The organism is Burkholderia sp. Nafp2/4-1b (assembly GCF_003635165.1).
Taxonomy (GTDB): Bacteria; Pseudomonadota; Gammaproteobacteria; order Burkholderiales; family Burkholderiaceae; genus Burkholderia.
The window spans coordinates 505,323-524,251 of sequence record NZ_ML058597.1 but is presented as its reverse complement, the minus strand read 5'-3'; the positions used below and the strand labels follow the sequence as shown (position 1 = coordinate 524,251).

General features: G+C 67.4%; 19 protein-coding genes. 14 read left to right on the top strand and 5 right to left on the bottom strand.

Annotated features, from left to right (window positions below):
- Positions 1 to 3: 3 nt before the first annotated feature.
- The 12 genes from C7H84_RS02480 to C7H84_RS02425 all read left to right on the top strand — a co-directional run bounded on the left by C7H84_RS02480 (position 4) and on the right by C7H84_RS02425 (position 12,046).
- The gene (locus C7H84_RS02480) at positions 4 to 1,074 is read left to right on the top strand and encodes an ABC transporter permease (protein WP_121857251.1); all 1,071 of its coding nucleotides are present in this window, start codon (positions 4 to 6) and stop codon (positions 1,072 to 1,074) included.
- Positions 1,075 to 1,140: 66 nt separating this feature from the next.
- On the top strand, positions 1,141 to 2,055 hold the full coding sequence (gene nikC / locus C7H84_RS02475) for a nickel transporter permease (protein WP_121857250.1): 915 nt from the start codon (positions 1,141 to 1,143) through the stop codon (positions 2,053 to 2,055).
- 1 nt (position 2,056) lies between these two features.
- Positions 2,057 to 2,971 carry an ABC transporter ATP-binding protein gene (locus tag C7H84_RS02470; protein ID WP_121857249.1) on the top strand — a complete coding sequence of 305 codons (915 nt, stop codon included), beginning with the start codon at positions 2,057 to 2,059 and terminating at the stop codon, positions 2,969 to 2,971.
- Positions 2,968 to 3,744 (top strand): ABC transporter ATP-binding protein, encoded by a 777-nt coding sequence (locus tag C7H84_RS02465; RefSeq protein ID WP_121857248.1) that lies wholly within the window; start codon positions 2,968 to 2,970, stop codon positions 3,742 to 3,744. Before C7H84_RS02470 ends, C7H84_RS02465 begins: the two co-directional genes overlap by 4 nt.
- Positions 3,745 to 4,189: 445 nt before the next feature.
- Positions 4,190 to 4,741 (top strand): fimbrial protein, encoded by a 552-nt coding sequence (locus C7H84_RS02460; protein WP_121857247.1) that lies wholly within the window; start codon positions 4,190 to 4,192, stop codon positions 4,739 to 4,741.
- Positions 4,742 to 4,872: 131 nt separating this feature from the next.
- The gene (locus C7H84_RS02455) at positions 4,873 to 5,613 is read left to right on the top strand and encodes a fimbria/pilus periplasmic chaperone (protein WP_121857246.1); all 741 of its coding nucleotides are present in this window, start codon (positions 4,873 to 4,875) and stop codon (positions 5,611 to 5,613) included.
- A gap of 195 nt (positions 5,614 to 5,808) precedes the next feature.
- The gene (locus tag C7H84_RS02450; protein ID WP_121857245.1) at positions 5,809 to 8,400 is read left to right on the top strand and encodes a fimbria/pilus outer membrane usher protein; all 2,592 of its coding nucleotides are present in this window, start codon (positions 5,809 to 5,811) and stop codon (positions 8,398 to 8,400) included.
- A gap of 9 nt (positions 8,401 to 8,409) precedes the next feature.
- On the top strand, positions 8,410 to 9,411 hold the full coding sequence (locus tag C7H84_RS02445) for a fimbrial protein (protein WP_121857244.1): 1,002 nt from the start codon (positions 8,410 to 8,412) through the stop codon (positions 9,409 to 9,411).
- A gap of 175 nt (positions 9,412 to 9,586) precedes the next feature.
- On the top strand, positions 9,587 to 9,895 hold the full coding sequence (locus C7H84_RS02440; protein WP_240461947.1) for a FimD/PapC C-terminal domain-containing protein: 309 nt from the start codon (positions 9,587 to 9,589) through the stop codon (positions 9,893 to 9,895).
- A gap of 9 nt (positions 9,896 to 9,904) precedes the next feature.
- Positions 9,905 to 10,912 (top strand): fimbrial protein, encoded by a 1,008-nt coding sequence (locus C7H84_RS02435; RefSeq protein WP_121857243.1) that lies wholly within the window; start codon positions 9,905 to 9,907, stop codon positions 10,910 to 10,912.
- 155 nt (positions 10,913 to 11,067) lie between these two features.
- On the top strand, positions 11,068 to 11,322 hold the full coding sequence (locus tag C7H84_RS02430) for a GlsB/YeaQ/YmgE family stress response membrane protein (RefSeq protein ID WP_040140091.1): 255 nt from the start codon (positions 11,068 to 11,070) through the stop codon (positions 11,320 to 11,322).
- Between the two features lie 388 nt (positions 11,323 to 11,710).
- The gene (locus C7H84_RS02425) at positions 11,711 to 12,046 is read left to right on the top strand and encodes a type 1 fimbrial protein (protein ID WP_121857242.1); all 336 of its coding nucleotides are present in this window, start codon (positions 11,711 to 11,713) and stop codon (positions 12,044 to 12,046) included.
- A gap of 25 nt (positions 12,047 to 12,071) precedes the next feature.
- Here C7H84_RS02425 and C7H84_RS02420 read toward each other — a convergent pair whose 3' ends face one another.
- The 3 genes from C7H84_RS02420 to C7H84_RS02410 all read right to left on the bottom strand — a co-directional run bounded on the left by C7H84_RS02420 (position 12,072) and on the right by C7H84_RS02410 (position 15,012).
- Entirely contained in the window at positions 12,072 to 12,944 is an 873-nt protein-coding gene (locus C7H84_RS02420) for a LysR substrate-binding domain-containing protein (RefSeq protein ID WP_121857886.1), read from the bottom strand.
- Positions 12,945 to 13,068: 124 nt separating this feature from the next.
- Positions 13,069 to 13,968 (bottom strand): class A beta-lactamase, encoded by a 900-nt coding sequence (gene bla / locus C7H84_RS02415; RefSeq protein ID WP_121857241.1) that lies wholly within the window; start codon positions 13,966 to 13,968, stop codon positions 13,069 to 13,071.
- Between the two features lie 207 nt (positions 13,969 to 14,175).
- Positions 14,176 to 15,012: a peptidoglycan DD-metalloendopeptidase family protein gene (locus C7H84_RS02410; protein ID WP_121857240.1), complete on the bottom strand. Its 837-nt coding sequence runs from the start codon at positions 15,010 to 15,012 to the stop codon at positions 14,176 to 14,178.
- Between the two features lie 538 nt (positions 15,013 to 15,550).
- Here C7H84_RS02410 and C7H84_RS02405 point away from each other — a divergent pair.
- Together C7H84_RS02405 and C7H84_RS02400 are read left to right on the top strand one after the other, a co-directional pair.
- Positions 15,551 to 16,447, top strand: a complete 897-nt coding sequence (locus tag C7H84_RS02405; RefSeq protein WP_121857239.1) for a LysR substrate-binding domain-containing protein — start codon at positions 15,551 to 15,553, stop codon at positions 16,445 to 16,447.
- 51 nt (positions 16,448 to 16,498) lie between these two features.
- Positions 16,499 to 16,885: an ester cyclase gene (locus C7H84_RS02400; protein ID WP_121857238.1), complete on the top strand. Its 387-nt coding sequence runs from the start codon at positions 16,499 to 16,501 to the stop codon at positions 16,883 to 16,885.
- Positions 16,886 to 16,906: 21 nt separating this feature from the next.
- Here the strand turns inward: C7H84_RS02400 and C7H84_RS02395 are convergent, their stop codons facing one another.
- Together C7H84_RS02395 and C7H84_RS02390 are read right to left on the bottom strand one after the other, a co-directional pair.
- Complete coding sequence (locus C7H84_RS02395) at positions 16,907 to 17,647, bottom strand: sulfite exporter TauE/SafE family protein (RefSeq protein WP_121857237.1); 741 nt, start codon at positions 17,645 to 17,647, stop codon at positions 16,907 to 16,909.
- Positions 17,648 to 17,805: 158 nt separating this feature from the next.
- Complete coding sequence (locus C7H84_RS02390) at positions 17,806 to 18,822, bottom strand: aldo/keto reductase (RefSeq protein WP_121857236.1); 1,017 nt, start codon at positions 18,820 to 18,822, stop codon at positions 17,806 to 17,808.
- Positions 18,823 to 18,929: the final 107 nt, after the last annotated feature.

Sequence of the window (18,929 nt, the reverse complement as noted above, 5' to 3'; positions counted from 1 at the left end):
CGCATGTCGACTCCCGCCTCCTCCCTCGAAGCACTGCGCACGCTGCCCGCGCGGCGCCCGGCCGTGCGCTGGGCGCTGCGCGTGCTGCGCTGGGCGCTCACGCTCGCCGTCACGTTCGCGGGGCTGCTCGCGCTGACGTTCGTGATCGGTCGCAAGGTGCCGATCGACCCCGTGCTCGCGATCCTCGGCGATCGCGCGTCGGCCGAGGCGTACGCGGCCGAGCGCATCGCGCTCGGCCTCGACAAGCCGCTCGTCACGCAGTTCCTGATCTACGCGCGCGACGTGCTGCACGGCAATCTCGGCATGTCGCTGTTGACGTCGAACCCGGTGCTCGACGACATCCGGCGCGTGTTCCCCGCCACGCTCGAACTCGCGACGATCGCGACGTTGATCGGCATCGCGATCGGCGTGCCGCTCGGCGTCGCGGCCGCGGTGAAGCACAACCGGCCGATCGATCACATCGCGCGCTTCGTCGGCCTGATCGGCAATTCGGTGCCGGTGTTCTGGCTCGGGCTGATGGGGCTGCTGCTGTTCTATGCGCGGCTGCACTGGGTCGGCGGGCCGGGCCGGCTCGATCCCGTGTACGACGGGATGGTCGACCCGCGCACGGGCAGCCTGCTGATCGACGCGGCGCTCGCGGGCGAGTGGGACGTGTTCCGCAACGCGGTGTCGCACATCGCGCTGCCGGCCGCGATCCTCGGCTACTACTCGGTCGCGTACCTGAGCCGGATGACGCGCTCGTTCATGCTCGATCAACTGAGCCAGGAATACATCGTCACCGCGCGCGCGAAGGGCTTGTCCGAGCGCCGCGTGATCTGGCGGCACGCGTTCGGCAACATCGCGGTGCCGCTGCTCACCGTGATCGCGCTCACGTACAGCAACCTGCTCGAAGGCTCGGTGCTGACCGAGATCGTGTTCGCGTGGCCGGGGATCGGTTCGTACCTGACGGGCGCGCTGCTGAACGCCGACATGAACGCGGTGCTCGGCGCGACGCTCGTGATCGGCGTGATGTTCATCACCGTCAACCTGCTGACCGATGCGCTGTACCGCGTATTCGATCCGCGTGCGCGCTGAGGGCCGCCTCGACATGACCGTTTCCATCCTGCTTCTTGTTCCACCCATGCCGAAGGCCCCCCGACCATGAATGCCGAGCGTCTCACACTGCGCGCGTGGCTGCTGTCCCATGCGCCCGCGTCGCGCTCGCAGGCCGCGTTCGGCCTCGCGTACCGCCGCTGGCGCCGCTTCGCTGCCAATCCGCTGAACCTGTTCGGGCTCGCGATCCTCGTCACGCTGATCGTCGTTGCGATCGTCGGCCCGCTGATCATGCCGCACGATCCGCTGCGGCAGGTGCTGTCCGACCGGCTGCTGCCGCCCGGTTCGGCATCGCACTGGTTCGGCACCGACCAGCTCGGCCGCGACATCCTTTCGCGGATGATCGACGGTTCGCGCCTCACCCTCGGCATCGCGCTGCTCGTCGTCGTGATCGTCGTGCCGATCGGCCTCCTGATCGGCATGACCGCCGGCAATTGCGGCGGCTTCGTCGACAGCGTGCTGATGCGCATCACCGACATCGCGCTCGCGTTCCCGAAGATCGTGCTCGCACTCGCGTTCGCCGCCGCGCTCGGGCCGGGCGTGATCAACGCGGTCGTCGCGATCTCGATCACCGCGTGGCCCGCCTACGCGCGGCTCGCGCGCGCCGAGACGATCCGCATCGCGCAGGCCGACTTCATCCACGCAGCGCGGCTGCAGGGCGCGTCGGGCCCGCGGATCCTGCTGCGCTACATCATGCCGCTGTGCATGTCGTCGGTGATCGTGCGCGCGACGCTCGACATGGCCGGCATCATCCTGACCGTCGCGGGCCTCGGCTTCCTCGGCCTCGGCGCGCAGCCGCCAAGCCCCGAATGGGGCTTCATGGTCGCGTCGGGCCGCAACGTGCTGCTCGACGCATGGTGGGTCGCGACGCTGCCCGGCATCGCGATCCTGCTCGTCAGCCTCGCGTTCAACCTGCTCGGCGACGGGCTGCGCGACGTCTTCGATCCGCGTCATGGAGCGTGACATGTCATTGAATTCCATCAACGCCGCCGCGCCGCTCTGCGAGATCGACGGCCTGAAGATCGGCTTTCGCGGGCACGACGGCGTCGTCACCGATGCGGTGCGCGACCTGTCGCTGACGCTCGCGCCCGGCGAACGGCTCGGCATCGTCGGCGAATCGGGTTCGGGCAAGTCGCTGACGGGCCGCGCGCTGCTCGGTCTGCTGCCCGAGGCCGCGCGCTGCTCGGCGCGCACGATGCGGTTCGCGGGGCACGACCTGCTCGCGATGTCGGCACGCGAGCGCCGGCGCCTGTGCGGCAGCCAGATGGGGATGATCCTGCAGGATCCGAAGTATTCGCTGAACCCGGTGATGACCGTCGCGAAGCAGATGGGCGAAGCGTTCCGGCGGCACGAGCCGGGCCTGCGCGGCCGCGCGCTGCGCGAGCGGATCGTCGACGCGCTCGCGGCCGTGCAGATTCGCGATCCGGCGCGCGTCGCCGATGCATATCCGCACGAGCTGTCCGGCGGCATGGGGCAGCGCGTGATGATCGCGATGATGGTGTCGACGGGGCCGCGCCTGCTGATCGCGGACGAACCGACGTCCGCGCTCGACGTCGCGGTGTCGATGCAGGTGCTCGCGGTGCTCGACGCGATGATCGCGCGGCACAACACGGGACTGATGTTCATCAGCCACGACCTGCCGCTCGTGATGTCGTTCTGCGATCGCGTCGCGGTGATGTACGCGGGCCGCGTAGTCGAAACCTGCGCCGCGCGCGACCTGCGCAATGCGACGCACCCCTATACGCGCGGGCTGCTCGCGGCGAATCCGCCGCTCGCGAACCCGCCCGATGAACTGCCGGTGCTGCGGCGCGATCCGGCGTGGCTCGATGCCGCGTCGCACGCGCCCGCGTCGGCCGAACCGCAGGAGACCGCGCGATGATCGACGTCGAACACGTCTCGATCCGTTTTCCGACCCGCACGGGTCATGTCGACGCCGTGCGCGACGCGAGCTTCGCGGTGCGCGACGGCGAAGTGTTCGGGCTCGTCGGGGAATCGGGTTCCGGCAAGTCGACACTGCTGCGCGCGCTGACCGGCCTCGTGCCGCTCGCGGGCGGCAGCCTGTCGATCGATGGCCGGCCCGTCGGCGGCACGCCGGATCGCGCATTCCGCCGCCACGTGCAGATGGTGTTCCAGGATCCGTACGCATCGCTGCATCCGCGCTTCACGGTCGACCAGACGCTGCGCGAGCCGCTGTCGATCCATGGGATCGACGACGCCGACGCGCGCATCGCCCGCGCGCTGTCCGAAGTCGGGCTCGGCCCGTCGTTCCGCTTCCGCTATCCGCACCAGTTGTCGGGCGGCCAGCGCCAGCGGGTGGCGATCGCGCGCGCGTTGATCGTCGAGCCGCGCGTGCTGCTGCTCGACGAGCCGACGTCCGCGCTTGACGTGTCGGTGCAGGCGGAAATCCTCAACCTGCTGCGCCGCCTGCATCGCGAACGCAACCTGACGATGATCCTCGTGAGCCACAACCTCGCGGTGATCGGCTTCCTGTGCCAGCGCGTCGCGGTGATGCAGCACGGCGAGATCGTCGAACAGCTGCGGATCGAGGACGTGCGCGCCGGCCAGGTCGCACGCGACTACACGCGCACGCTGCTGCGCGCGACCGAAGGGTACCGCCGCCTCGATCCGGCAATCGACGCGCCGGCGGCCTGACGCGCGTCGCCCGACGATATCGCGACCGTTCGCGCCCGCGAACGTTGCATGACGTACGCCGGCCGCCGCGCGGCGTGCCGGCCGCATTCCGTCGGCCGGTCACTCCTGCCTTGATCCGCTTCGAATAACGAATAACGCATCGCGCATAACGAATAACGAATAACGAATAGCGCGACCGCCGAAACCGGCCCCTCGACCGATTTCGGTAGGGGGACGAGCACGCTCGTCCGCTCCCTCCTGCCCCGCTCCGTCTCCCGTCCGCCTGAATGCCGCGTCCGGCAACAAACAGATTAGTACTTGTACTAGATCCAGAGACGATGGAATCGTACATGTCATATTACAAAACTATTACCACATCAGCATAATTCAATCCGAAACGCGACATTCAATGATTTAAATTTAACCCGCGCTTTCGAAAGTCGAACTTTATTTGGAGTTTTTAAATATGAAAATCCTCAAGCGCAGCGCAGTTCCGTTCGTTCTCCTCGCCGCCGGCGCCGCCTTCTCGTCCGCGGCCCACGCGACGGACGGCACCGTCAACTTCCACGGCAAAATCGTCTCGTCGACGTGCAGCGTCGAAGGCGGATCGGACTTCACCGTCCCGCTGCCGCCGGTCAGCACCACCGCGCTCGCCGATGCCGGCTCCGTCGCCGGTCGCAGCGCATTCTCGCTGTCGCTCAAGGGCTGCACGGTTGGCGACAACAATCCGGTGAAGGTCGGCGTCATGTTCGAGAACGGCACGAACGTCGATCAATCGAGCGGCCGCCTGACGATCGACGCGGGCGACAAGGCAGCGACAGGTGTCCAGATCAACGTGCTGGATGCTCAGCAGAAGCTGATCCCCATCGGCGCTCAAACCGGCGCCAGCACGCAACTCGCCGATATCGACGCTAGCGGCAACGCGAAACTGAACTACTTCGCCGAGTACTACGCGTCCGGCGCCGTGAAGGCCGGCGACGTCGCCTCGCGCGTCGAATATTCGCTGATCTACCAGTAAGGACGAGCACGTGGAGATCGCCGCCCCGGCGATCTCCGCCCCGTCACGCCGCGCGGTGCGGAAACCGCCGATTCAGTCCGATTCAGTCCGTTTCCGCCCGCTTCCCGCCAACGATCCGACTCTCTACGCCCATGAAACTGTTGAAGCTCCTCCGTACGATGGCCGTCGCCGTCACCGCATTCGCATCGCAGGCCGACGCGAGCGTCGTGATCGCCGGCACGCGCGTGATCTTCCCGTCCAGCGAGCGCGAGGTCACGATCCAGCTCACGAACGACAGCAAGCGTCCGGCGCTGGTGCAGGCTTGGCTCGACGACGGCAATAGCGGCGCCTTGCCCGAGAACATCGACGTGCCGTTCACGCTGACACCATCGATCTTCCGGATGGAATCCGGCAATGGCCAGACGCTGCGTCTCGTGCACACCGGCGAACCGCTGCCTGCCGACAAGGAATCGCTGTTCTGGCTGAACGTGCTCGAAGTGCCGCCGAAGGCATCCGCAGAAGAAAACCGGAACCGCATCCAGCTTGCGTTCCGCTCCCGCATCAAGATCATGTATCGCCCCGACGGGCTGGCCGGCAACGCGGACGATGCGCCCAAGCAACTCGACTGGCGCGTGGTTCATGTCGATGGCGGCTACGCGCTCGAGGCAAGCAACCCGACGCCGTTCGTCGTCAATTTCGGCAACGTGCTGCTCAATTCCGCCGGCCGCAAGCATGACGCCGGCATGGGTTACGTGCTGCCCCGAAGCACGCAACGATTCCCGATCAAGAATCTCGACACCGCGCCCGCCGCAGGCGCAACGGTCGAATTCGGCAGCATCAACGACTGGGGCCGCTCAATCGACATCACGCGTCCGGTCGCCGTCGCCCCGTAACGCGGCCGAGGCCGGCAGCGCGCACCACCGGCGCGCCGTCCGTTCCGCCTCTTCGTCCGCCGTCATTCCCGCCGTCCCGGCCGGACGGCACGGGATCCCAGGATTCGCTATCCGCCACGCAGCGACGCGCACACCCGCGCGACTGCGTCGGCCAAACGCATTCGTCCGATCCAAAAACAATATGGAGTACTGCGCATGACCCCGACTCGACTGCCGCGCCACGCCGTGGCCGACATGCCACGCATCAAGCCGATCCATCTGCTGGTGGTGGCCTGCGTCGGCGCGTGGTCGAGCGATGGCCGCGCGACGACGCAATCCGCAACCACGCTCGCGCAAGTCGAGTTCGACGGTGCATTCCTGCAGAACCGCTTGGGCAAGCAGTTCGACGTGTCGCGCTTCGCGCAGCGCAACGTGACGGCCCCGGGCGTGTATACCACCGACATCCATGTCGGCGCCGACTGGATCGGCCGCTACGACGTGCGCTTCGCGGCCACGCCGGACTCGGGTGACGCCGCGCCATGCTTCGACCGCACGCTGCTCGAACGCATCGGCATCGATTTCGGCAAGCTCGCACCCGAGGTCGTCGCAACGCTGGACGGCAACGGCGCATGCCTCCGGATCGAGCAAGTCGTGCCCGACGCCAGCGCGACGTTCGACTTCACGCGACAGGTGCTGCAACTGTCGATCCCGCAAGCGTCGCTCGCGCGCAAGGCGCGCGGCTACGTGAGCCCCGATCAATGGACCTCCGGCGAAACCGTCGGCCTGCTCGGCTACAACTTCAACCTTTACACGTCGAAGGCCAACGGCCACACCACCCAGACGCAGGGCTACCTCGGCCTGAACGGCGGCGTGAATCTCGGCGGCTGGCGCTTTCGACACGAAGGCTCGTATTCTTGGTCGTCGAGCGGCGAGAGCCGGTACCAGGGCATTGCTACCTATCTGCAGCGCGACCTGCCGTCGCTGTCGTCGCAACTCGTCGTCGGCGAAAGCTACACGTCGGGCGAACTGTTCGATTCGGCGCAGTTCCGCGGCGTGCGCCTGTCGACCGACGACCGGATGCTGCCCGACTCGCTGCGCGGCTATGCGCCCGTGGTGCGCGGCATCGCGAACAGCAACGCGAAGGTGACGATCCGCCAGAACGACGTGACGATCTACGAGACGACGGTCGCGCCCGGCAACTTCGAAATCGACGACCTCTACCCGACCGGGTATGGCGGCGACCTGCAGGTGTCGGTCGCCGAGGCCGACGGCTCCGTGCACTCGTTCTCCGTGCCCTACGCCGCCGTGCCGATGTCGCTGCGGCCGGGCATCGGCCGCTACAGCTTCGTTGCAGGCACGCTCCGCAATCCCTACGGATCGAGCCAGCCGCTGTTCACGCAGGCCACGTACCAGCGCGGCCTGACCAACCTGCTGACGGCCTACGGCGGCGTCACGCTCGCCGGCGGCTATGCGTCCGCGATGCTGGGCGGCGCCTTCAATACGTCGTTCGGCGCATTCGGCGCGGACGTGACGCATGCGATGACCTCGATTCCCGGCGCGAAACGCTACACCGGTTCGAGCGTGCGCGTCAGCTATGCGAAGTCCGTCGATGCGACCGGCACCGACATCGCGCTTGCCGCGTATCGTTATTCGACCGACGGCTATTTCGGCCTCAACGATGCGATGCAGGCGCGCGATGCCGTCCGGGACGGCCGTCCGGCCAGTTCGGTCTGGCGTCAGCGCCATCGCGCGTCGCTGGCGCTCACGCAGCGCCTCGGCGCGACCGGCGGACGCATCAACGCCACGGCTTCGACCGTGAACTACTGGAACCGCTCCGGCTCGGACGTCAACTATTCGATCGGCTATACGAACCAGTTCCGCAACCTGTCCTACAGCCTGACGGCCACGCGGCAGCGCAATGCCGGCGGCGACATGGGCACGCTCTATTACGCGAGCGTCACGATCCCGCTCGGCCACGCGAGCCCGATGACCGTCTCGGGCAACGTGTCGCGCGACACGCTCGGCCGCACCCGCGTGCAATCCACGCTGTCCGGATCGCTCGGCGACGATCACGCGCTGTCGTACAGCGTCAGCGCGAACCATGCGTCCGGGGCGGACTCGGTCACGGACGGCAGCGCCAACGTCACGTATCGCACGCGCATGGCAGAAATCAATGCCAGCGCGGGCGCGAGCACGGACTTCCAGCAGGGCTCGCTCGGCGTGCGTGGCGCGCTCGTCGCGCACCGCGGCGGCATCACGTTCTCGCAGCCGGTATCCGAGACGTTCGCGATCGTCGAGGCGCCGGGTGCGTCGGGCGCGCGCATCACGAATGCGGCAGGCGTGAAGGTCGACGGCAACGGTTATGCGGTCGTGCCCTACCTGACGCCGTACAGCCTCAACACGATCGCGCTCGATCCGAAGGGGATGTCGATGGACGTCGAACTGAAGGAAACCAGCCGGCAGATCGCGCCGCGCGCCGGTGCGGTGCCGCTCATCCGGTTTGCGACCGACACAGGCCGCGCCGCGCTCGTGCGGGCACCGCAGGCCGACGGCACGCCGCTGCCGTTCGGCGCCGTCGTGCACGACGAGACCGGCAAGGAAGTCGGCATCGTCGCGCAGGCGAGCAAGATCTTCGCGCGCGGGCTCAACGAACGCGGCGCACTGACGGTTCAATGGGGCGCCGACGGTCGCTCGGTCTGTCGAATCGCGTACGAGCTTCCCGTCGCGGAACACCGCCGTCGATCGCCGGGCATCCAGACCGTCACGAGCGTCTGCCAGCCGGATTCGACGGCCGCCGCCACCCAATAAGGAATTCAGATGACCTACCTTTACTCATCTTCCGAAGCGTTCCCGGTCGCGAGCCGGGCAGGCATCGCGTGCATGCGCGACGCACGTGGCAGCGTTGCGCGACGCACGGGCCGCATGATCGCGATTGCGTCGGCCTTGCTGCTCGCATGCGCCGCATTTGCAACCGACGCGGCAGCAGAAGGGCCGCTTTATGCATTCGGGCAGGCAACGGTTGCGAGTCCGTCAACCGCAACGCCCGGAATGGTCGTGGCCCGTCATTACTTCACGCCGCAGGAGGCTTGCGGCAAGAGCACTTGCGAGATCAACGAGATCATCATGTATACCCGGGGCGCGGAAATTCAGTCCCCGGGCCCCGATCTGGAAACCGTTGTATCCGGCCTGTCCACACGTATGCTCATCGATGGCAACGTGGTCGTCGCGGGAACGAGGCCGATAACACTACGCAACACGCTCGAAGTCACACTGTTTCGCGACAGCCGGCTACCGAAGAACGGTTCGCTCTCTTCGAGCAGGTACGACTTCTATTACTCGCTCTATTACAAGTCCGGTGTATCGTCCAAGATCTTCCTCGCTGCCAAGGTCGGCTTCATCAACGGGACGTGCTCGGTTCCCGACCAGACCGTCATGCTGCCGTCCGTCATGTACAACGCCTTCAACGGCGTGGGTTCGACCGCCGGCGCGACCGATTTCCAGCTGCGGTTGAACAACTGCCCGGCCGGCTACAACCGGATCGGATACCAGCTGGAGCCGCTGGACGACGTGATCGTCGGCACACCCGGCGCAATCCAGTTGCGACCGGATTCCACGGCCAGCGGCGTCGGCCTCCAACTCACCGATGGCACGACGGGCCAGCCGCTGGTGCTGCGACGATCGCTCCCGGTGACCGGCTACAACCCGGCCACGGGCGGATCGCCGTCGATTCCGCTCCGCGCGGCCTACCTGCAAACTGGCGCGCAGGTCGGCACCGGTTCCGTTCACGCGGCGGCGCAGATCCTGATCGACTATCAATGAACGGCACGCACTTCCTGGCGGCGTCTACATTCGCGCGACACGGCGCCATGTAACACTCGGCTGCCGCGCGCCGATTTCCCGCCACCGGAACCTCGGTGCGCCACACCGGTCCGCTCCGTGGAGGAAACCAGCCGGCAGTTCGCGCCGCGCGCCGATGCGGTGCCGCTTATCCGATTTGCAAGCGACACCGACCGCGCCGCGCTCGTCCGGGCGCCGCAGCGTCGACGGCTCGCCGCAGCCATTCGGCGCCACCGTGCACGACGAGGCCGGCAAGGAAGTCGGCATCGTCACGCAGGCGAGCAAGATCTTCGCGCATGGACTCAACGACCGCGGCGCGCTGACGATTCAATGGGGCACCGACGGTCGCCCGGTCTGCCGAATCGCGTACGAGCTTCCCATCGCGGAACATCGCCGGCGATCGTCGGGCATCCAGACCGTCACGTGCGTCAACCAGACCGATTCGAGCGCCGCCGCCTTTCAATAAGGAATCCAGATGACCTGCCTTTACTCATCGTCCGAAGCGCCCCGGGTTACGAGCTGGGCAGCCATCGTGCACATGCGTGCCGCTTGCGGCACCGTGGCCCGACGCATGGCCCGCATGATTGCGGGCGCGTCGACCTTTCTGCTCGCATACGGCGCGTTGGCGACCGACGCGGCTGCGGAGGCCCTCTATGCATTCGGGCAGGCAACGGTGTCGAGTCCGTCGAACACGACGCCCGGAACGATCGTCGCCCGTCATTACTTCACGCCGCAGGACGTGTGCGGCGCAAGCACCTGCCAGATCACGAGCATCCCGATGTACTCGAAGGGGAGCGTGTGGGGCGGCACCAACGGCCCCGACCTCGAAACCAACGTGTCCGGCCTCTCGACGCGGATGCTGATCGACGGCACGGTGGCCGTCTCGACGACGAAAGTAACGCTGCGCAATACAGTCGAGGTGCAGTTGTTTCGCGACAGCCGTCAGCCCCGGGATGGTTCGCTCAATTCAGGCGCCTTCAACGGGTATTTCCTCATCAATTACAAGTCCGGCATCCTCGGTCAAACGGCAACGGTCTTCCTCGACACGAAGGTCAGCTTCATCAACGGAACCTGCTCGATTCCCGACCAGACCGTCACACTGCCGCCCGTGCAGCGCCGCGACTTCAACGGCGTGGGCTCGACTGCCGGCACGACCGAGTTCCAAGTGCGGTTGAACAACTGCCCCGCCGGCTACAACCGGATCGGATACCAGCTGGCGCCGCTGGACGACGTGGTCGTCGGCACGCCCGGCGGAATGCAGTTGCGTCCGGATGCGACGGCCAGCGGCGTCGGTATCCATATCGCAGATGCCACCACCGGCCAACCGCTGACGCTGCGAAAATCGCACACGGTGACGAACTACGACCGGGCCAACGGTGGATCGCCGTCGATTCCGCTGCGGGCGTCCTACCTGCAAACCGCTGCGAACATCGGCGGCGGTTCCGTGCATGGCGCGGCGCAGGTGCTGCTCGACTATCAGTGAACGATACGCGGGCCCGGCAGCGCCGACATCCGTGCGACACGGCAGCGTGCCATACTCGGCACGCCGCGCGCGGGTTCGCCGCCACCGGGAACCCTGGCGCGCCGCGCGGGTCCATGTCCTTTCGTCAACAACTCAACAGCAACAGGGAGGCATTCATGCTGCAATTCATCGAAACCCTGGTGGTCGGGCTCATCGTCGGCCTCCTCGCCCGTGCGCTCAAGCCCGGCGACGACAAGATGGGCATCGTGATGACCGTCGTGCTCGGCGTCGTCGGCTCGCTGATCGCGGGCTACGTCGGCCGCGCCGCCGGCTGGTATGCGCCGGGTCAGGGCGCCGGCTGGATCGCATCGATCATCGGCGCGATCGTGCTGCTCGTGATCGTCGGTGCGGTGCGCAAGCGCGCGAGCTGATCGCCGCAAGCACCCGCTTCAACGCAGGACGGCCGCTCTTCATCGAGCGGCCGTTTTCTTTTGCGTCATCGCGAATTCGCGATTTACCGAATTGGCCGCACTAGCCGATTTATCGATTCGTTGAGTCCTCAACGATTTACCGGCGAATCGCGCATCCATTGACGCCCGTTCCGCTAGCGTACGCCACCGGCAATACCCTGACTTGCGGCCGCACAAATTTGAGATAAATTGATTGAAGGAATACGGCGTCATTTGCTTATTGCCGTTATTTCCGATTTTTCATTCAAGAGGTCCGATGGATTTGCCGTTTACGCATACAGCATCGCAGCGTTGACGGACTGCCACTCGAGCGGCCCAGCTGCGACGCGCTTCCTCTCTGGAGCCTGTCATGAAGCATCGCCTGTTTGCTGCCTCGTTTGCCCTGGCTGCCTCGCTTCTGGCCTCGTCCTCTTCATTTGCAGCCGGCGTGTCCGGCGTCATTCACTTCACCGGCTCGATCGTCGAGCCGCCATGCGCGTTCGCGCTCGACACGGCCGACGCCGCGCATGCACGCGTACGGCCCAATTGCCCGCGCCCGGCGAGCGGCCAAGTCGCGTTCGTCGACGCGGCGAGCCTGCGCACGATCAAGACCACGGCCTTTACGCAAGCTTCGCCCGCAATCGTTTTACCGAACCGTCCGGGCAGCGCGCAGGCGCCGCTGATCGCGGTCGTGACTTACCAGTAAAGCGCGCTGCCGGAGACGTCGCGCGTCAGTCGCGATGGCAGGCGATCCAGTCGCTGAACGCGCGGATCTTCTGCTGGCTGCCGATGTTCTCGGGATAGACGAAGAAATAGCGGGCGCCGGTCTCGAGCACGATGTCGAACGGCCGTTCGAGCCGGCGCGCGGCGACGTCGTCGTCGACGAGCGTCACATCGCCGATCGCGACGCCGAAGCCCTGCATGGCCGCGTTCGTCGCGAGATCGAGCGTGTCGAAGGTCGGCCCGCGCTCCGCATCGACCGCACGCTCGCCCGCGTGGTCGAGCCATGCACGCCAGTCGCGATGGTCGCGGGTCGGGTGCAGCAGCGTATGGCGCGCGAGATCGCCGACCGCATCGAGCGGCGCGGCGTGCCGTAGTTCGGGCGCGCACACGGGCGTCAGCCGCTCGTCGAACAGCGGCAGCGCGAACACGCCCGGGCCCGGCGATGTGCCGTAGACGACCGCCGCGTCGAACGGCTCGGTCGAGAAGTCCACCACGTGCTGCCACGCGGTCGTGATCTGCACATGGAGATCAGGATGCTCGCCCTGGAAGCGCATGATGCGCGGCAGCATCCAGCGCATCACGCACGTCGGCACCTTCAGCGCGAGATCGGTGCGCTGCCGCGTCAGCTTCATCGAGATGTCCTCGATCCGCGCGAAGCTCTCGTTGATGACCGGCAGCAGCTGCTCGCCCTCTGCCGTCAGCGTGAGGCCCTTCGCGTGCCGCTTGAACAGCGGGAAACCGTAATGCGCTTCGAGCGTCTGGATCTGCCGGCTCACCGCACCCTGCGTGAGGCACAGCTGCTCGGCCGCGCGCGTGAAGCTGCGGTGGCGAGCCACCGTCGAGAAGATCTGCAGCGCGTGCAGAGGGGGAAGTCGGCGCATGACGAAGCGGGTAGACGAATCGACCGCGCCAAAGCCGGGCGCGGCAGGACCGCGCGCCGTCACCGGCGCGCGCTGACCGACACGATAAGCCAAACGCCGGCTTTGCGCGAGATGCGCCGGACCCTCAGGCCGTGGCGGTGAACGCGCCCGTCGCGATGCGCGCCGCCGACGCGACGACGTCCGCGCGCGCGGCCGCGTCCGCACTGGGCTGCGTGAACGACACGGCCAGCACGATCGGCGCGCGCGATGGCGGCCACAGCACCGCGACGTCGGTCGTCGTGCCGTAACCGCCGCTGCCGGCCTTGTCGGCGATGCGCCAGCCGGGCGGCACGCCGGCGGCGATCCCGGTCGCGCCGCGCGCGCCGCCGGTCATCCATTCGGTGAGCTGCGCACGCTGCGGCTCGCGCAGCGTGTCGCCGAGCAGCAGCCGCTGCAGCTGGTCGACCATCGCGACCGGCGTCGACGTATCGCGCTCATCGCCGGGCGCGACCCGGTTCAGTTCGGGTTCCCAGTGGTCGAGCCGGAACACGGTGTCGCCGCTTTCGTGCGCGAACGAGGTGACGGCCTGCGGGCCGCCGAGCACGCCCATCAGCAGGTTCCCGGCGCCCTTGTCGCCCGACTGCAGCATCGCGGCGCACAGCTGCGCGATCGTCATCCCCGTGTCGACGTGGTTTTCCGTCACCGGCGAGCCGGCCACGACGTCGTAGCGGCGATACAGTATGCGGCGCGGTAGCAGCGACGCGTCGAGCGAACCGCGCGCGAGGATCGCAGCGGCGGTCACCACCGCATAGGTACCGCACAGCGGGAAGCGCTCGCGCGCGTGATGCGCGATGCGCGTGCCGTTCGACGTATCGAGTGCGGCGACGCCGAGCCGGCCGTTCGACGCTTTTTCGAGCGCGGCGAGTTCGGCTTGCGCGGCATGTGCGTGCCCCTGCTCGGCGACGGGCGCCGACGAGCACGCGGCGACGAACGGCGCGGCGACGGCGGCGAGCAACAGCGAGCGGCGTGTCGGAGAGTGTTCCATGGATGAATGGTGGTCTGTCGGAAACGATGGCATGGAGCAATGCACGTGCGCATCGGCGATGCGCACGCGTTCACGCCGACGACCGGCTCACGACGACCTGCGCCGCACATCCCCGCAAACGACCGTCGGCCCGCACGCGGCGGGGCTCGCATGAACAGACCGTAGCGTAGCAGCGACCACGGCCGCATTCCAGCAACGCGGCCGGCGTCAGCCTTGCGACGAAGGCAGGTACGGCATCGGATTGACGGGCTTGCCGTCGCGCCGCACTTCGAACAGCAGCGCGACACGCGAGTTGTCGAGATCGCCCATCTCGGCGATCTCGTCGCCCTGGCGCACGATGTCGCCGGTCTTCACCAGCACCTTGCGGTTGTGCGCATACGCGGTCAGGAAATCCGCGTTGTGCTGGACGATGATCAGGCTGCCGTAAGCATTCAGGCCGGTACCCGCATACATCACGCGACCGTCGGCCGCCGCGCGCACCGGGTCGCCCGGCCTCCCGGCGATCTGGATGCCGCGGTTCTGCCCCGGCCGGAACGCATCGACGATCTTGCCCTGCGCCGGCCATCTGAGCGTGACCGCACCCGCATGCCGTCGGGTTTCCTTCACGACCTGCCGGTCGCTCGCCGTCGACGCGCTCGCCGCCGCGGAGGCCGGAGTGTTCGCGGCAGCCGGTGCGCTGCCGCTCGCCCCCGACGCCGGCAGCGGCTGCTGCCGGACGATGCGCAGCACCTGGCCCCTACGCAGCTTGCCGCGCGCGCCGAGCTTGTTCCAGGTGCGCAGGTCGGCGACGCTGCAGTCGTTCGCGGACGCGATGCCCGACAGCGTGTCGCCGCGTTTCACCACGTACTTTTGTGCGACGAGAATGGGCGCTGACGGCGGCGTCGCGACCGTGCCCGCCGACGCGGCACCCGGCTGGCCCGACGGCGCCGCCGCCAGCGTGTCGCTCGGCGGCACGGACGGCGTGCTGGCACAACCGGCCATGACGAGCACGGCGGCCAGCCCCGACAGCCAGGCCGACTTGCGGCAAATCTCGTGCTGTTTCATGGACGATCGACTCCGGTTTGACAATCTTTCAAGCATCTCAAAAATGGAACAGTCGACGTGTAACCGGATGCAAACAATGATGACAAACGATCACGAACCGCGCGCCGGTAGACGCTAGCTACCGGTAATACGGTCGAATTTGGAAAAACTTGACGGTTTCGGGCGCTGGATGCGCAAGAAATTTCGCTGCTGGCAGATATTTCGAAAAGCTTTCAATGCGCGCATGGCCGCATGGAAGGGCTGACGCAGCGGGCACCGGCCGCCCGCTCAACGCAGCCAGTCGGCCAGTTCCGCGCAGGCCCACGCGATTCCGATGCACAGGAACAGCAGGTGCAACGCGATCTTGAACGCCACGCCCCACGACGAATCGATCCGCATGACAGTCTCCGCCCGTTGATATGCGGCCATGATCCGGCATCGATCGTGCCCCGAAAATGCGGAACCGGCGAACGGGGCCTCAACGCCAGCCTGAGACCGGCGCGGCGGTTCCTGCTAACTTATCGGCCATTCCAATCTTCAATCGCTACGCGCCCCCACCATGCGCTTCGACCTGACCGACCTGCGGCTCTTCCTGAACATCTGCGAGGCCGGCACGATCACCGGCGGCGCCGAGCGCACGCACATCACGCTGCAGGCCGCGAGCGAGCGCATCCGCGGCATGGAAGACGAACTCGGCGTGCCGCTGCTGCACCGGACCAAGTCGGGCGCGCAGGTGACCGACGCCGGCCGCGCGCTCGAGCACCATGCGCGCACGGTGCTGCAGCAGATCGACCACATGCGCGGCGAACTGCAGCAATACGGCCAGGGGCTGCGCGGGCATATCCGGCTGCTGTGCAACACGGCGTCGCTGAGCGAATACCTGCCCGACGCGCTCGCCGCGTATCTGCCGCATCATCCGAAGCTGTCGATCAGCGTCGAGGAACGCTCGAGCCAGGAAATCGTGCATGCGATCCGCAGCAAGACGGCCGAGGTCGGCATCGTCGCCGATTCGGTCGGGCTCGGCGGGCTCGAACAGAAGCCGTTCCGCGAGGACTGGCTGATCGCGGTCGTGCCGGCCGGGCATCCGCTCGCCGCGCACGAGAAGGTCGCATTCGACGAGATCGCCGACGCGGACTTCATCGGCCTGACCGACGGCAGCGCGCTGCAGGTCCATCTCGCCGATCAGGCGCGTGCGCTCGGCAAGCGGATCCGCTACCGTGTGCAGTTGAAGAGTTTCGATGCGATCTGCCGCGTGATCGAAAGCGGCGTGGGGATCGGCATCGTGTCGCGCCATGCCGCCGAGCGCGCGATGCAGACGATGGACGTGCGGCTCGTCGAGCTGTCCGACGCGTGGAGCCACCGCAAGCTGACGCTCTGCGCGCGCTCGTTCGACGCGCTGCCCAAATACACGCAGGCGTTCGTGTCGTACCTGTCGGGCGAAACGCCGCCACGCTGAACGACGCGCCATCCGGCCCCACCCGGCGATACCCGAGGAGGCAACGCAGCCATGACCGAAGCCGATCTCGCCGCGCGCTACCGCGCCTACATCGACTGCCTGAACCGGCAGGACTGGCCGGCGCTCGGCCAGTACGTCGCGGACAACGTGATCCACAACGACCGGCCGCTCGGCCTGGCCGGCTACCGCGCGATGCTGGAGCAGGATTTCCGCGACATTCCCGATCTCCATTTCGAGATCCGGCTGCTCGTGTGCGAGCCGCCGCGCATCGCGTGCCGGTTGCGCTTCGCCTGTGCGCCGAAAGGGACCTTCATGGGGCTCGCCGTCGACGGCACGCGCGTCACGTTCGCGGAGAACGTGTTCTACGAATTTCACGACGGCAGGATCCGGCAGGTCTGGTCCGTGATCGACAAGGCCGCGATCGAAGCGCAGCTGTGACGATCCTGGCCGCCGCGGCGGTTACCGCAACCGCGTCACGGCCATGTAGGCGCCAAGCGCGATCATCCCGACGAAGAAGCAGCGCTTGAACGCCTTCTCGCTCATCACGCGCCGCGCGTATTGGCCGCCGATCATCCCGGCGAGTGCCGGCACGAGCGCCAGCGCCGAGACGCCGAGATCGACCGTCTGCAGCGCACCGGTCATCCGCAACTGCAGGCCGAGCGCGATCGTCGATGCGGTAAACGACAGCCCGAGCGCCTGGATCAGGTCGTCCTTCGACAGGCGCAGCGCCTGCAGGTACGGCACGGCCGGTACGACGAACACGCCGGTCGCGGCCGTCACGACGCCCGTCAGGTAGCCGACCACCGCCGACAGCCATTTTTCATGGCGTCCCGGCGCGGGCAGCCGCGCGGCGGCCAGCCCCCAGCAGCCGTAGGCGACCAGCACGATGCCGAGCGCCGCGTGGGTCCACGCGCTGCCGGCCGCGAGCGCGGGCAGCCCGCCCGTCAGCGTGCCGATCGTCAGCCCGACGAGCAGCGGCCACAGACGTCGCAGCAGCGACCCGAACGACGGGCCGAGCCACAACTGCCACACGTTGGTGGCGAACGACGGCACGAGCAGCAGGCTCGCGGCGGCCGACGGCGGCATCGCGAGGGTCAGCAGCCCCATCGCGATCGTCGGCAGCCCGAGGCCGATCATGCCCTTGACCGCGCCGGCCAGCAGAAAGACGAACACGATGATCGTCAGCGTATGAACGTGCATGGAAGGCGTTCCGTCCGGTTGAAGACGGCGCCGATGGTGAACCACCGTCGCGCCGCCCGCCATCTGGTTTTGCCTGAGGCTGGCTCGGGCTCGTGTGGCCGCCAACCCACCAAGCGCACGGATCGACAAACCCGCGCGCCCTCCATGCTCACCCCCACTCATTCGCCGTGCGCCGCCCCCCGTCCCTGCTCGCTGTCGAGGTGTGCCATCTGCGCAGCCGGATAACGCTCGCCGGCAGCCGCCCCGGCGGGAACCGCCGCTTCGATGCGAGTGAGATCATTGACCGTTAGTTGCAATTTAGGCGCAAGCAGCGCGTCCTGAAGCTGGGTGCGCTTGCGCGCGCCGATCAGCGGCACGATGTCGTCGCCGCGCGACAGCGCCCACGCGATCGCGACCTGCGCCGGATTGCCGCCCTTCTCGTCCGCGATCGCCCGCAGCGCGTCGACCAGCGCAAGGTTGTGCGCGAGGTTTTCGCCCTGGAAGCGCGGGCTCGCCGCACGGAAATCGCGCTCGCCCTGCCGCGCCGCGCTCCAGCCGCCGCCGAGCAACCCGCGCGACAACACGCCGTACGCCGTCACGCCGATCCCCAGTTCGCGGCACGCCGGCAGGATGTCCGCCTCGATCCCGCGCGACAGCAGCGAGTATTCGATCTGCAGGTCGGCGATCGGCGCGACGGCCGCCGCGCGGCGGATCGTGTCGGCGCCGAGCTCCGACAGGCCGATATGGCGCACGTAGCCGGCCTTCACGAGATCGGCGATCGCGCCGACCGTCTCCTCGATCGGCACCGCCGGATCGACGCGCGCGGGCCGGTAGATGTCGATATGGTCGGTGCCGAGCCGCTTCAGCGAATACGCGACGAAGTTGCGGATCGCCTCGGGCCGCGCATCGTAGCCGGCGAACGCGCCGGCCGGATCGCGCAGCGCACCGAACTTCACGCTGATCAGCACGTCGTCGCGCGACCGGCTGCGCAGCGCGTCGCGGATCAGCATCTCGTTGTCGCCCATCCCGTAGAAGTCGCCCGTGTCGAGCAGCGTGATCCCGTTGTCGAGCGCCGCGTGCAGCGTCGCGATGCTTTCGTCGCGATCGGCCGGCCCGTAGAAATCCGACATCCCCATGCAGCCGAGTGCGATCGCCGATACCTGCGGGCCCGTGCGGCCCAGTTGGCGCTTGTACATGTCCGTGTCCTTGCAGTGGTGAGTGAATGAACCGGATTCTCGGCGCATTGCCGCGCGCGATAAACGCGAAACGCCCAACCAAATCATTCGACGCTGATTAACAATGG

What these genes read in the sequence shown, in the direction of transcription:
- C7H84_RS02480 (WP_121857251.1), top strand. Translation starts at nt 4, where the DNA reads ATGTCGACTCCCGCCTCCTCCCTCGAAGCACTGCGCACGCTGCCCGCG.
- nikC (WP_121857250.1), top strand. Translation starts at nt 1,141, where the DNA reads ATGAATGCCGAGCGTCTCACACTGCGCGCGTGGCTGCTGTCCCATGCG.
- C7H84_RS02470 (WP_121857249.1), top strand. Translation starts at nt 2,057, where the DNA reads ATGTCATTGAATTCCATCAACGCCGCCGCGCCGCTCTGCGAGATCGAC.
- C7H84_RS02465 (WP_121857248.1), top strand. Translation starts at nt 2,968, where the DNA reads ATGATCGACGTCGAACACGTCTCGATCCGTTTTCCGACCCGCACGGGT.
- C7H84_RS02460 (WP_121857247.1), top strand. Translation starts at nt 4,190, where the DNA reads ATGAAAATCCTCAAGCGCAGCGCAGTTCCGTTCGTTCTCCTCGCCGCC.
- C7H84_RS02455 (WP_121857246.1), top strand. Translation starts at nt 4,873, where the DNA reads ATGAAACTGTTGAAGCTCCTCCGTACGATGGCCGTCGCCGTCACCGCA.
- C7H84_RS02450 (WP_121857245.1), top strand. Translation starts at nt 5,809, where the DNA reads ATGACCCCGACTCGACTGCCGCGCCACGCCGTGGCCGACATGCCACGC.
- C7H84_RS02445 (WP_121857244.1), top strand. Translation starts at nt 8,410, where the DNA reads ATGACCTACCTTTACTCATCTTCCGAAGCGTTCCCGGTCGCGAGCCGG.
- C7H84_RS02435 (WP_121857243.1), top strand. Translation starts at nt 9,905, where the DNA reads ATGACCTGCCTTTACTCATCGTCCGAAGCGCCCCGGGTTACGAGCTGG.
- C7H84_RS02430 (WP_040140091.1), top strand. Translation starts at nt 11,068, where the DNA reads ATGCTGCAATTCATCGAAACCCTGGTGGTCGGGCTCATCGTCGGCCTC.
- C7H84_RS02425 (WP_121857242.1), top strand. Translation starts at nt 11,711, where the DNA reads ATGAAGCATCGCCTGTTTGCTGCCTCGTTTGCCCTGGCTGCCTCGCTT.
- C7H84_RS02420 (WP_121857886.1), bottom strand. Translation starts at nt 12,944, where the DNA reads ATGCGCCGACTTCCCCCTCTGCACGCGCTGCAGATCTTCTCGACGGTG.
- bla (WP_121857241.1), bottom strand. Translation starts at nt 13,968, where the DNA reads ATGGAACACTCTCCGACACGCCGCTCGCTGTTGCTCGCCGCCGTCGCC.
- C7H84_RS02410 (WP_121857240.1), bottom strand. Translation starts at nt 15,012, where the DNA reads ATGAAACAGCACGAGATTTGCCGCAAGTCGGCCTGGCTGTCGGGGCTG.
- C7H84_RS02405 (WP_121857239.1), top strand. Translation starts at nt 15,551, where the DNA reads ATGCGCTTCGACCTGACCGACCTGCGGCTCTTCCTGAACATCTGCGAG.
- C7H84_RS02400 (WP_121857238.1), top strand. Translation starts at nt 16,499, where the DNA reads ATGACCGAAGCCGATCTCGCCGCGCGCTACCGCGCCTACATCGACTGC.
- C7H84_RS02395 (WP_121857237.1), bottom strand. Translation starts at nt 17,647, where the DNA reads ATGCACGTTCATACGCTGACGATCATCGTGTTCGTCTTTCTGCTGGCC.
- C7H84_RS02390 (WP_121857236.1), bottom strand. Translation starts at nt 18,822, where the DNA reads ATGTACAAGCGCCAACTGGGCCGCACGGGCCCGCAGGTATCGGCGATC.